The organism is Acinetobacter sp. UBA991 (assembly GCF_002292065.1).
GTDB lineage: Bacteria > Pseudomonadota > Gammaproteobacteria > Pseudomonadales > Moraxellaceae > Acinetobacter > Acinetobacter higginsii.
In genome coordinates this window covers 56762-72335 of record NZ_DBBF01000013.1, presented here as the reverse complement: position 1 = coordinate 72335, position 15574 = coordinate 56762, and the positions used below count along the sequence as shown (strand labels likewise).

The following is a 15574-nucleotide window of genomic DNA, read 5'->3' as shown; positions in this document are numbered from 1 at the left end:
GAGCATTGTTGAGGCACCTCAAGGTGTCAGTATTGATGCAACCACAACGGGACAACCTTCTGATCAAGGTTATCAAGCACATGCGCAACTTCGTTGGACAGCAACAACTCAAGATCGAGTGGATAGTGAGATCTTGTTGAAAGTTGTCGACAGTCGAGGGGGCGTTGCGCTTAAACGTCTCAAGCTTCAGGTGGATGGGGCAAATCATGTCCCTGTTATTGCTGCAATCAGAGATATTGTTTTAACAGAAGGTCAAAGCCTGAGCCAACAATTGTTAGCTACGGATGAAGACAGCGATCGTTTGAGCATGGCGGTACGTAATTTACCAGCGGGTGCTGAATTCGACGTTGCAACTGGGAGGTTGACATGGACACCTGCGTTTGACCAAGCGGGTTATTATGAAAATGTTGAGTTGGTCGTTTCAGATGCCAAACATGAAAGTCGTTACCAGTTTAATATTACGGTCAAGCAAGGATATGAAAAACCAGTGCTCTTGCCTGTGGCAGCACAGCAATTACGGGAAGGTGAACGTTTTAGTTTACAACTGGCAGGTAATCTACCTCATGGACTGATGCAGTATTCTGGACAGGAAATCAAACTAAGCTATAGTGCAGAGTGGCTACCAAGTGGCGCTATCCTGAATAAAGAAACCGGATGGTTAGAATGGACCCCAGGTTATGCTCAGGCGGGTAACTATGAGATCCCAATTCGTTTAGTGGCAACTTATACCCCAACTAATGGGGGCATTCCTGTACGTACTGTTGTAACTCAAACACTCACATTGGTGGTAAACAATGCCAATGCTGCGCCACAGTTCGAATCTAGCCCGACATGGACGGTATTGGAGGGGGCAAGTCTCCGTTTAAGTGTTTTTGCATTTGACCCAGATAACCCTGGCTTTGAACCCGCGTTTAAATCACACCCTCAAAGCCAGGCTGTTCAGATGTCTGATGTGCCTGCCTCGGTCACATATCAAGTGACAGGTTTACCTGAAGGTGCGACATTTGATCCTGAAACCTTGGAAATTTATTGGAATCCGACCTATCAACAGGCGGGTATTTATAAGGTGAAGGTCATTGCAACAGATGATGGCAATGGAACAGGTCAAGTACTGTCGACAGAGCGTACCTTTAGCATTAATGTGCTCAATGCAAACCGTACTCCAGAGATCGGTGCACTTGAAAGTGTAATTGTGGATAAAGGTGCTGTCATTGAGATTCCTGTCTCGGCAACGGATAAAGACGGTAATCCAATTGAACTACAAATTGAAGGCTTACCAAACTTTGCAACCTATACCCAAGTCCAGTCTGGTAGTCATGTTAAAGGGGTGATTCGTTTTGCACCTCAAGCCGGACATCGTGGTGATTACACCATTACCGTAACCGCAAAAGACAATGGTGATGGTGATATTAATCAAGTTCAGATTGAGCGTAAGAGTTTTGTTGTGACGGTAAGAAGTTATAGCGAAGCACCTAGCCTCAGTGTGCCTACACGAAATGTCGCTGTGGTGGGGCAACAAATTCGTATTCCAGTCGCAGTAATTGATTTAGATCAAGATACCTTGAATTATATCGTGCAGGGTCTACCTGCAGGTGCTCAACTTCTGCAAAGTACCACTTATGGTTATGCTGAAATTGTTTGGACTCCAACTGCGAGCCAAATTGGCCAATATGATTTAAGTGTCCAAGTTTCTGATCAGGGCTTACCACCTAAAGATTTAGGCTATGCCGTGCCTGAAGGCTTTGTTGCTGTACCGAATGTAGTAGCACAGGATATTCGTATTGTCGTACGTGCAAACAATCTTGCACCAGAATTGCTTGATGTTCAGGTACAACAAGGTGGTAGCGTAGAACAGCAAGCTGATCAAATTATTCTGAAGGCCCAAGAAGGTCAGCAGTTGACATGGACGATGACGGTCAAGGATGCAGACTTAGATCAATTGTATTGGTCCTTTAGTGCCTTACCTCGAGGGGTCAATGTTACAACGCAAGCACTAGGGAATGGTCAAAGCCAGCTTGTATTTAAGTGGTTGCCATCCATGTTTGCTGCACAAAGCAGTTTAGGGACAACGCAATTAGGTCAATATAACTTTAGTGTTCGCGTGACGGATGGGAGTGCGCAGCTCAATCGTAATATTCAAATCCAAGTTGCCAATGTGAATCAACAGCCTGTATTTACCAGCGTACCATTACAACTGGTATATGAAGGTGAAACCCTTTCATTTAATTTATTGGCCCAAGATGGCGATAATGATGCGTTACGTTATCAGTTAGTACATGATGCGAATACACCAGCGGGCATCTATGTCGATGCAACCACAGGCTATGTTGAATGGACACCTGCACAAGACACGGTAAATAATGCTTTAAGCGATCAGAAAGCGTTTGATCTTACTTTTATGGTGAGCGATGGTCAGCTTTCAGTACTTAAAACGGTTCAAGTCCGTGTATTGGATATTAATAAAGCACCTACCATTCAGAGCAGTAATCGAACACTATTGGTCGGCCAAGCGTTCCAATTAGATGTGCTGAAAGCTGCTCAAAATAGCCTAAGCGACAAACGTAATATCTATGTTTCAGATGTAGATGGTACAGTACAAACCCAAGCGCTTACGGTCAGTTTTGAACAGTTACCGCAAGGTGCTTACTACGATGCGACTTCAGGGCGTTTGTCATGGACACCAAGTGCGGGTCAAGTTGGAAAATTTGTATTCTATGCACGTATTTCAGATGGTTATGATACGGTCCGCCAAGCAATAACCTTCAATGTTGTTGCAGAGCAGAAAGCATATCAACCCGACTTACATATCGAGACGACCCCAGCTATTCCTGTTGTTGCAGGACAAATTGTGACAGCAACGGTACGAGCAGATAGCTTCAGTGCCATTGCGAATACTGTGATTGAAGTACGTGGTAGTGCATTAGGTACGGATCAATGGCAGGCAGTCACTTTAGATTCGACCGGTCGTATTAAACTGACTGGACAGCAACCAGGATTGATTGAAATTCGGGCGACAACTATTGATATTGATGGATTTAGTCAGCAACGAACTGAAACAATCCGAGTCAAAGATCCATCGGATAACGTCGCGCCTGTTTTAACATGGCAAGGCCAGCTGAGTGGTGCTGCAATCACTACAGCACCGATTGTGATTGAAAGCACGACTGAGCTGATGGCGTTTATCAAAGAACAGCAGTTGATGGGCTATAAGCTAGAAATAGCGCGTAACAGCACTGGGACATTACAATGGCAGAGCCTACAAGAGATTGCACTTAAAGCAGTACAAACTAATCAAAACCTCAATATTTTTGCTTTAAATCCAGCATTACTTGCGAATGGTGTTTATCAGTTACGTTTGACAGCGTGGGACCTTGTTGGTCGTGTTGAAGAACTTTATGCCAATATTGAAATTAGCAGCAGTGCAAAACAATTGAATCAAGCCAGTCATGTGGATGCAACGTTACAGATTGGGTCACAAACACTTGATTTAGTTCGTTCAATTACCGCAGGTGTACAGGGCGATTTCTCTAACTGGAGCAGTGCATTATTTGATACTCAGTTGACACATAATCAACGGTTGACCAATAGTGTGGGCGGCGTTGCAGCATGGCAAACTGGAGCAAAAGTCTGGCTGCAAATTCCTCAGGCAATGACAGGTGCCCATGCAATACAAACGCAATATCTAAGCTTTAGCTTGAATTTACAGACCCAATATGTAAATGGGGCAAGTACTGGTATTCGTCAACTCACTCCACAATTTAGTAATGACCAAGGCTGGCGTTTAACCGCACATACAGCATTTGATTTACATACAGATACGCTTGTTCAACAAGGGCAAAGCTTATATAACGAAACGACAGGACTCGCATGGGCACCAAGCTATTTCAGCTTAACTGCACCAAATGGTACGCGTTATGTACTAGATCAAACTGGCAAAGTATTGTCTGTCACATTCACCAATGGTGAACAATGGTTGGTGAGCCAAAACAATATCGTATTGGTCGGTGGTCAAAGCTCACAAAGTATTGAGTTTAAACGTGACAGCCAAGGGCGTGTCAGCCAAGTGATTGGTCTAGATGCGCAAGCGAAGGCGATCAGCTTAGTCTATAAATACAATCAATCGAATCAGCTGGAATTGGTGCGTAACCTGATTACAGGTGAAGTGGTTCAACGCTATAGTTACTCATCTACAGGTGAAGTCCGTCTGGAAAAAACCACAGCTTATTTGGGTGCAAGTGTAGATTGGCTCAACCAAAACCAATCTTTGCCGCAATGGCAGGGTGAGTTGACCAGTCAAACACAGTATTTTGACTTTGCGATTCGTGAGTCAGAATTGGCATCTACCATTAAAGCAATGGGTGCTACTGGTGCTGTGTTAGTGGCAATAGAAACACAAGGTAATGTTCAAGACATTGTTGTTGCAGATACAAACATTGTGTCGCAACAGCGACATGGTGATCGTACCATTACCTTGGTTCGAATCACTTCGGCAGGCTTTAAGCAGTTGGCTGTAAAAGGAACAGGTTCAGTTGCGGTTCGTTTATCTATAGTGGGTGATTTAAATCGTGATGGCTATGTCGATGGCTTAGATAGTGCGTTGTGGCAACAAGCACAAGCAGGACAACAGCAATTTGATTTAAATGGTGATGGCGTTGTCAATAATACCGATTTACAAGTTCTCTATGCCAACTATGGTTGGAAATCAAACCAAGCCCCAGTCAATGTGGTCGAACAGGGCAAACAAGCTTTAAAAACGCATACAGATTTATCGGTGAGCGGTGCATTGGAGCAGATTGCAGTTGATCGTGAGGGTGATACGGTTTACTGGAATATTCTAGGTAATACACATGGTATTGCTCAACTTTCACCAAATGGTAAGAATCTTAGCTTTAAACCAGAAGCAGGCTTCTCAGGTTATGCGACAGTAACACTACAAGCAGATGATGGTTATAGCAAAGGTCAGCCAATTGAACTGAAAATCTATGTGAGTGATGCCAAGTTAGTTTTAATTCATGTCGAACGTTTGGCGGCATTGGCGCTGGGTAATGGAGCAACCTTACAAGTCAAAGGTGACTTTGAAGATGAAAGTGGCGTTATCTTAACGGCTGATTATTTGCAGTTTGTCAGTGATAACCCGAATGTGCTCACTGTAGATGCGCAAGGTAATATCACGACCAAAAAAGCTGGTATCGCAACAATTCATGTATCTGCTCGTGGTATTGAAGGGGTGAATGCAATTTCAGTCAGTTTATATGGTGATGAACCAGAGCTGGATGACAATGGCTTTGAAGTGGATGTTTATCCAAAAGCAGTGACTTTACCACTCAATGGTGAGCGTCAACTTAAAGTGACCGATGTTGATGGGAATAAGGTTTCTGCGGCTTCTGCTGGTACTAAATACTATATCAGCGACAGCAGTATTGCAGAAATTAGTGCTGATGGTCTGATTCATGCAAAAGCAACAGGTATTGCACAAGTTACAGTGATCAATAAAGGCCACCAATATACCTTTAGCCTGATTATTCAACAGCCTGAAATTGGTTCTGCGGTCGTAGATGCCAAGAAAGGTGCTGTGGTTCAGGATGAACAAGGCAATATTTTAATGGTTGCGCCAGGTGCTGTAAAAGAAGGTACTGAAGTTTCGATCAAGGCTAGATCATTGGATGAGTTGGGAATTACTCCTCCAGCTAAGGATTACTTAGCTGCGTTAGCTGCAGTTGAAATTAATGTCGGTGATAGCCAAGCCAACTTACCAATTCAGCTATCACTAAAAGTTGGTAGTGAATATATTAATCCTATGACAGGTAAGGCTGAAATTATACAAGAAGGAATGGAGGTACAGTTCTGGAGAAAAGGAGTCATTACTGATGAAAATGGTATTGAAAAGGAGATTTGGTGGTTAGTCGATAATGGCTACATTATGGCAGATGGAACAGCGAAAACTGCCAGCCCGCCATATACTGGTGTTCAAGTTAGTGGAACATTAGTTGTTACTACAGCAGTTTCATCTATAAATAAACAGAACGGTGAAATGAAAGTAAGAGGTGCTTCTTTTGATTATGGAGTATTCATTAATAACCTCATGAATATCGCTTTTGGTGGGGGGTATTTAGCTCTCATGGGAGCATTTATGTGGGATTATTCAACTAATTTTAATTTTATAAATTATACGCTAGAAGGAAGCTATCATTCCAAGCCAATTATAGAAATGAAAGACAATGAAATTTCTGTTGAAATTCCTAAAAGTAATATTCAGAGAAACACTCCGGAAATAAATAAAATTACTTATAAAATTAATGAGGATAAGGATAAAAATACAATTAAACTTTCAATGGATAAATTAATACCATTGGGTGCTAAAATTGATGATTTTAATTTCAAAGTTTGGATTATTCCAAAAGGTGAAAGTGGTGTTATTTCAACTGAAGAAAATCCAGACAGAGGGTTGATTAATCACATCTATGATATTGGTAGAAATAATATTAATTTGTCTAAATCGGAAATAGAATTAGATGTTAGTAAGAAAATATCTTTATCTCAGCATTATATTTTAGTACAAAGATACTCAATTTATGTTGATGAGAATGGAGTCAGAAAACAATATAGTGTTCCCGTTAATAGTGAGCTTGTATCCTACTACAGTGAAGAAAATATAAAAAATTACTCTGTATTAACTTCAGGGCGAGATTCTATAAAGATTGTCAAACAGACTAATAAAGTCGATGAGCTTGAGGTGGTTAGAAAAATTACTGAAGATGAAAAGGGTCAACCTTTAAATTTTGTCAGTCATTACGATGATCAAATAGCATTTAGTCTTGATGGTTCTACTGCATTTATTGCAGGTGTTAAGGGGTTAATCTATGTAATGGATATGCACTCTCATAATATTGTATATACCATTCAGTTAAAGAATATCAGTAGTGTTCGAAGTCTTATTGCCACCCAATCTTGGTTATATATAGCGGAAGGAAATGATGGTAATTCGTTAGTTCGTGTGAATATAGATACGTATGGTGATGATTATTTAAATACTGAGCAAAAAATTAACGTAAAACTCCCATCTAAGTTTGGATTGTCTGATATGGCTTTAAGCTATGATCGCTATCTTGCTATAGCTGCAACCAATATCCGTGAGGCTCTAGGCTTTAAAACAAATTTTGACCAAGGCAATATTTATATTCTGGATCTAAATAGAATCGATGTTGATGGTAATTATGTAGATGAAGTAGGGCTATCTAAAGATCCATTTGTTGTTGATAGTTCTAAACTTCCATCTTATAAAGGTAGAGGTCCAGATAAGTTAATTACAGGAGTATTACCAGGGGAGTTCCTATTATCAACTACGAATGATCATGGGCGAGGTTTTATGGCAATAAAACTAGATCTTGATGTACGTACTGGCGATATTAAAGATGCAACAACTCTAGCACCGAACTCGCTTCGACCTGAAGTACCTGGAACGAGCTATTCTTATAGAGATTATTTCATGAGGTTAGATATACAGCGAGCAACAGATATGGTGCTAACTGTATACAAAGGTAAATTATATGCCATTGTAGCTGATTATAATTTTGACTTTAATGAATTTGATTGGTTAAACCAAACTAAACCGGTCCAATCAGGAGGTAAGCTTGGAATTATCGAAGATCCTTTTGGTGTTCCTGTATATTTAGGTGCTACAACTCCAATTGTTGGTGGAGCTGTACAAACATTAGCAGTTACTGCACAAGGTCTGTTACAAAGTATTGTTTGGCAATATGATGAATATGTACCAGAAGAAAAAGTCTGGAGATCTTATAAAACGCTATATTCATGGGATTTGAAGGGGCTTCTCGATGCAGCAATTAACCATCGAGATAAAGGCTTAGGAATGGACATTCCGCTTGATCGATCTGGAAAAAAACGAGTATTAAATGAACTAAATCGTTACGAAACACGTTATATAGAAATTCCAGAAGCTATGCCGAAAAAATTTGATTTAGCTGAAAACCAGCAAAGTGTTTTTGAATGGCACAGAAGCTATCAAAATTACTATGATGATCAAATCGGTATTTTCTCTTTAGATGATCTTGAAGATAAAGATGGCGATAAACAGAATGAAGAGGATGATAATATTGAGTTAACTCAAGAAGAGGAGGTTAATTTAATCCGAAATCAAGCTTCTACAATGTATTTCATCGCAGCTGTTCAGAAAGAAATTCTGAAACTAATTCATACGGACTATACAGCTGAAGATGAAAGAATGGTTTTAGCATTAAAGCTGCTAAAAACAATTACTGTTGATGCTGATAAGTTACAAGAGAATACTGAAGAAATTGTTTCTCATACTCGAGAGTTTTTAAATCAGTTAAAGAATACTTTAACTAATGATTTACACACTGCTGCAATATTAATGGAGTTCCTACATCAAAAGGAAAAAGAATTACTCGCTTATATCATTAAGAAATTTAATATTGAGATTCCTAAATCTAAGCTTAAAGTTGTAGATGATTCGGGGAATCCACTAGATTTTTCTAAAATCTCACTTGAGCAAGTTATTGAAGATTTTAAATCGACTAGTGATTCTGATGTTCAAAAGGCTTCAATCGCACTTGGGTTCCCTGCTGGAAAAATTGTTGGTTCTACTGGAACTGGTAAAACATCATTAGGCATTTTTAGACCAACAGAAATGTTGATCAACCAAGCGAAGAATGTATTAAAAGCTAAAGAACTCCAAGATGCTATGAAAAAGGCTGGACAGCAAATAAAATTGGCAAGAGAAATGCTGGTAAAAGCAGGAAAGGCTGTGGATTATAAAGCTGCTCTCCAGATTATCAACAAAGCAAATTATAAGCGGGTCCTAACCGTTGGAGCTGTAACAGGTACAGGTGTCATTGTTGGTGGTCCAATTTTAGATAATAAAGATCTTAAATCACTACAGATTTTATTACTTGCATTAACTGTTGGAACTGTTCTTACAGATGTTACGACTGGGGAACCAGAAGCGAAAAAGAAAGAACCTAATACTATTTCTATAGGTGGTACTTTCTATCTTGAAGAACAAGGATATCAGGCAATTTATAAGGAAAATGGGGAAAAGAAAACTCTCGAAACCATGTTGGAAAGTGCGAAAAAGGAGCTTTTTGGATTTGCCTCAATTGGGGTGACGGATAAAGAAAATATATCGAATCCAAGTACTTCTAAAAAAACAGCGACCTTTCAGGAGGTTAGTTATGATGTAACAATAAGCTTAAAACAGCTTGCTGATCATATGAATACAACTGCTGAGAGTTTATTTAGTATTTTTATTAGCTTGAAACAGTATTTTAATGACTATTTACCTGATGAGCTAAAACAGTTATTAGATCAGTTATTTAAAGATGATGTTAAAGGGAATAAAGTAGCGATAGAAGCTTTGTCTTATACAATAAAAGTTGTGTTTGAAGAGGATCGTTCTGACGCTATTTTAAACCAATATGTTACAAACAATGAGTTTTTAGATGAAAAGAGAAAAAATGAAATAACTGCAAAATATAAGAGTGGTCAAGCGACGTTATTAGCAGGACATTATTTACGTTTTACGAAGTGGGGCGATTTTATTAACCCCTTACAATTTTTCTTGCAACCATTAAAGATTAGTATTAGTACTGTGGCTCTTAGTAATCAAGAACGATTTAATTCAATTTTAACTCATGAATTTAAAGAGATCGTAAATAACTTGGGCTATGTTGTTGATAAGGCCTTTAAGTACTCTTCAATTGTGAAAGGATTAAATGCAAAAGAAGATGATAAAAACCATAGTGACGCGGCTGCTTATGCAGACTCGTATTGGGCTGAGCTTGAAGCTGAAGCGAAGATAAATGGTGATGATGTTTCAAAGATAAATGGTCAATGGTTCTCAGATCTAGCTTCAATCAGTAGAGAAAATGAAAAACTTACAGCTAAAGCTTTATTAATTTCACAAGTTGTAGGTAAAGCATTTGAAAATGACTTAGAGAGTATTTATCAAGGGAGTGGTCGTAAAATATTATCTCAGATTGGTTATACTTTATATGAGAATGGCAGTAATGTTATTCCTTATCAGACGAAGAATGGACAAGAATCTTCGGGGATTTTTGATTTCCTTGAATGGAATAGCACTGAGAAAAAATTTACCATTATCGAAGCGAAATCAACTCGTGATGATCGTATGAAAAATATAATAGATGGTAAGAAAGATGGTAAGGATATTTATGATGCAGTTGCTTTTACAGACAATCAACGTTATTTATATCGGGCTTTATTAGATTCCAGTAGGAATTTACAGCTAAAGCTAAATGTTAACTCAATTGATTTAATTGAAAGATTAATTAAAAGTGATAGTGGCTTGAGTGATATTGAGCGTCAATTAATTTTACAAGATTTATTTATTGATGGAGTTTATTTAAATATAGGGAAATACCTAAGTCGGAAAGAAATTAAACTGGAAGTCAGAGCTTATGATTTAAATAAAGCAGCGGCAGATTCAATTGCAATTGCAGCTGGATTTAGTTCGGATGCAGCAGAAACAGCTGTTCAAATCTATGTCAATAATGCAAATTCACCGCATAAAAGCTATCTCTTAGATGACTACAGCAAAATCAAACTACCTAAAAAGTCAGGGCAAGCAATGTCATTGCTGAGCTTGAATAATGGCGTTGTGGATATTATGCAATGGTCCGAGATTGAGGCTGTATTTGAACAAGCCAAACAATATTGGGTAGATATTGGTATAGATGCATCGTTATTGGAGAATATTCGACTGCAATTAGACCAGAGTCTTAATGATAGTACTATTGCCTATACAACAAAAGATAAGGAGATTTACCTTTCTCAGAATGCAGGGGGATGGGGATGGTTTATTGACCAGACCCCAGGTGAATCTAGTGAATTTAATTTTATTAACTCTTATTATAGTGTGGCAAATCGGGCAGATTTAGGAAAACAAATTGATTTGTTAACTGTACTGATACATGAGTTGGGGCATGTTATAGGTTATGCGGATAATTATAGTCAAAATAACATTATGACAGGTCTGATTCAGCCAGGAGTGCGGATATTACCAAATTTAAATGATCTGAGTCATATGCATGAGTTAGATAATCATTTCAAAGTTGGACATGAATTTGTAATTAGCCGTTTAGTTGTACCAAATTTAAATGCAAGAGAATGGGGTGAGCAACATCTGAATATTCAGGATATGTTTAACAACGTAAGTTCTACATTAACCGGATGGAAGCATCTAGGTGCGGTGCAGATACAAGGCAATGAAGATATTATCCTTACTGAAATTGAGCAGACTCATACCAATCTATCCCAAGCCTTTAAACTCGGGGCACAAGATCGAGTCCTTACATTTACGGTAAAAGATCAGCATCTAACAGACTATAACAATGGTCCAGATGATGCCTTTGAGGTTGCGCTGCTGGATGCAAAAACAGGCGAAGCACTATTTAAAGTGAATGATCTGAGTCAATCAGATGCACTCTTTAACCTGCAAGCCAATGGTCAAAACTATTTGGCACAAGGAATTGAGCGAGTTATTAACAGTGATGGTAGTCAAACATTCTTTATCAACCTAGACCAAGCTTTAGCTGGTAGAGAAGTTCTATTATCTTTTGATTTACTTGGCTTTGGGGCAGCAGATAGTTCAGTCACGCTTAGCAATATCCGTTTAGTTGCTGAAGCATTGGCAATGAATGATCACTACCAGTTTGATGAAGATACAACCCTCACGGGCAATGTGTTGGATAATGATTTACTGATTGGTAAATCAATTGAAAACGTGGTACTCGTGACTGCACCGCAACATGGTGAGCTGGTCTTGCTTGCCAATGGTGAATTTAGCTATGTACCGCATGCCAACTATTTTGGTGCGGATCAATTTAGCTACTACTTTGTCACCCTCGATGGGCAGCAGTCTAAAGTTGCGACTGTACAATTTGATATCAACCCAGTAAATGATGCACCGATTTTTAGCCAACAACCAAATTGGGAAATTATTGCGGGTGAACCACTGGTCTTAGATTTTGATAGCTACGTTAAAGATGTCGAAAGCAATCTAGTGACAGTACAAATCACCCAACAGCCACAATACGGCACAATTAGTTATGATGCTGCGACAGGTCATTATGTCTATTTGGTTGATAAGGATTTTGTGGGTGATGACACATTTACGGTTATACTCAGCGATGGTATAGATTCTTCCCAACCTTATACCTTTAGTATTCATGTTTTGGCATCAAATACGGCACCCGTATTAAATACACAAGATATAGAGATCGATGAAGATCAAGCGGTGATCTTTGATCCATTGGCAAGTGCTTATGATGCCGATGGTGATGTACTTGGCGCGCATATAACGCTACAGCCGCTATATGGACGTTTAGAACAATTGGCGGATGGGCGTTATCAATACGTACCAAATGCCAATTACTTTGGTACAGACAGCTTTAGCTACTATGTCACAGATGGAAAACTGGATTCACAAGTGGTCAGCGTGACGATTCATATCAAAGCTGTGAATGATGCTCCGATGCTACAAGCACAAACGCTGATCACAGACGAAGATACTGCGGTCTTCATTGATTTACTGGCGACAGCACAGGATATAGAAGGCGATGTATTAAATGCCGTAATTGTGACGGAACCTGTCCATGGACAACTGGTACGATTGACGGATGGACGTTATCAATATGTGCCACATGCAAATTATTACGGTACGGATAGCTTTAGCTATTATGTGACTGATCATGCACTAAACTCGCAGGTTGTAACCGTATCGATTACTGTAAATGCAGTAAATGATGCACCGACATTGTTTGCACAACAGATAGTGACGAATGAAGATAGTGCGGTAACGATAGATCTTCTTTCAACAGCTCAAGATGTGGAGCATGATGTCTTAACGCCTGTACTAGTTTCACAACCTCTCAATGGTCAGTTGAAACCATTAGCAAATGGACAATATCAATATGTACCGAATGCCAACTACTTTGGTGCAGACAGCTTTAGTTACTATGTAACGGATGGTGAGCTTAAATCTCAGACGGTTGTGGTTGCTATTACGGTTAACTCTGTAAATGATGCCCCAACTGCAAACGCTCAAACTGTTCAAGGTTTAGAAGACCAAGTCCTGATTTTAAAATGGTCTGATTTTGCTGTGCTCGATACAGATGGCGATGTCTTAAGCATAGAAATTAGTGCTCTCCCTCAAACTGGTTTATTACAACAGTTTATCCATGACCAGTGGGAGTTAGTGAGTGTAGGCACACGTTTCAATCAAGCCGATTCTAATGCTGGGCATATTCGTTTTGTGCCAAGTTTGAATGAGGCCAGTGATCGTGCAATTGCAGGTATTGGTAATCAAAAAGCAATTTATGCACAAGTTGGTTATAAAGCTTTTGATGGGCAGCTTTACAGTGCAATGACCTGGTTGAATATTGAAATCGAGGCTGTTGCAGATCAACCGATTCTAAATATTGGTTCGACTACTAATCAAGAAATTTTGTTCCAGACCAGTTGGGAAACTGCAGCAAACCCAGACCTGACTTCAACCTTGATCGAACAGAATATGTTTGAGGGTTGGACATTACTTAAAGGATTGGATTGCAACCTGTTTGGTACAGATGGTTTTGAAATCTGGGGCAATGGCGACCGCATGGAGAATGCCTATGGTCAGCTTAAAACAGTTCAAGCAAAAGCTGGTAATGGTAATAACTGGTTAGAGCTCAATGATGCAGGCTTGTTCCAAGCTCAAACCTTGGGGATTGCGCGTAATGTACAAACTGAATTCGGGCGTAGCTATAATCTCAGTTTCGATTATGCAGGGCGTTTAGGCTTTAGCGAATGCTTTACCCAAATTGGTATTTATGTTGATGGTAAACGTATTGCGACTTATGCCAATACCAGTCCGAATGATCAGCTGAATTGGCAAAATATCCAATTTAGTTTTGTGGGTACGGGTAAACTGCAAAATATCCAAATTCATATTGATGCGCCATTGACACATTTAAGTGGGCGAGGTGCGATGATTGATAACATTGTACTTTCGACCAATAAGCCACTGAATCGAGGCAAAGAAGACTTGGCAATGCAGTTGTCTAGTATCTCAGCTCAGTTGCAGGACAAAGATGGTTCAGAACAGCTTAAACTTGCGCTTGCAGGCATGCCATTAGGTAGTAAGTTAACTGATGGTTCACACCAGTTTGTGGTGACCGATCAGCATACGGTTGCTGACATCAGCACTTGGAATCTCAACACACTACAGTTCACACCACCTAAAGACTTTAGCGGTGAACTGAAGTTACAAGTGGTGGCAAGCAGTATTGAAAAATCTAATGCAAGTCTTGCGTCAGCGATTCATGAGTTAACGGTATATATCGAAGCTGTTGCAGATGCGCCAAGTTTAGAAACTCATCAATCACAAAATGCTTTAACGAGCCGTGAGATTTTCCATACTGAATGGGGAGGTGTTTATAATGCCATTCTCAATAAAAACCCGTCAGTGGTGTATGGCTGGAGTTTAGATGGTTGGATGACTCAAAAAGATCAGTTACTTAAACTCGATGCTTTTGAAGTATGGCACTCTGGCGATCAAATGAAGAATGCTGCGAATCAAAATATAAGCTTACAAGGCGTGGGTTCAAATGCTTGGATTCGTTTGAATGATGGTAAGGATGCACTGTATCAGCAAACTGCGATTGAACGTCAGGTAAATACGGTCAACGGGACGACTTATACCTTAAGCTTTGATATGGCAGGCTTGTTAAGCCAAACTGCAAATATGGGGCGTGTCGGGGTATATGTCGACGGACAACAGATCGCTGTGTTTGACGCAGCGAGTGGACAAACCGCATTGAACTGGCAGGAGTATCAAATTAGCTTTGCGGGTAATGGGTGTGACCGAACTATCCGTTTGCAGCTTGAAGGAAATCTGAGTGGTCGTAGTGCCTTTATCAACGATATTCGTTTAGTTGAAACCTATACTTCAACTGCAAACCAAGTCTATGCTGTTGTCGGCCAGACTACGTATTTACCAATTATTGCGGCACGTAGTAATGATCTCGATGGTTCTGAGCGAATGAAATTAGAACTGACAGGTTTTAGTCAAGGTACGGTCGTGACGGATGGAACAAACTACATCACGATTAACTCAACTCAGCAGTGGATTGATATTAGTACATGGGATTGGACGCAGTTACGCTTTGCAAGTAGCCGTAATCAAGATATGGCGATTCAAGTAAAAGCGACGGCAATCGAGCAGAGCAACCAGCATAGTGCGAGTAGTCTCAAGACGATTGCAGTGAAAATGTTGGATGGACAAGCGTGTATCAACCCTTGGCGATTGGTCAACGGTTTTGTATCGACATGGGTCAACCATATCGCATCGATTCCTTTGACGGTGAAAGCACAGTGGGCTTGTTCAATTCCATTGCTTTCAACTCAGTTAGAGTTGAGCATCTTACCAAAAGACGAAGATGAGGATCTGATTCTACTCCGTCAAGAAGAACAGTCAGATGCATGGTTGAAATCTTTGGAACAAACTGCACAACAGAACTGGAAACAATTGTTTTAA

Annotated in this window: 1 protein-coding gene (only partly in view); it reads left to right on the top strand. The window is 39.8% G+C overall.

The genetic code is table 11. From position 1 onward, the window contains the following. On the top strand, nucleotides 1-15574 hold the 3' end of the coding sequence (locus B2727_RS05150; protein WP_241345364.1) for a tandem-95 repeat protein. It extends 22574 nt beyond the left edge of the window; 15574 of the gene's 38148 nt are visible here — the last part of the coding sequence; its start codon lies off the left edge, out of view; its stop codon occupies nucleotides 15572-15574.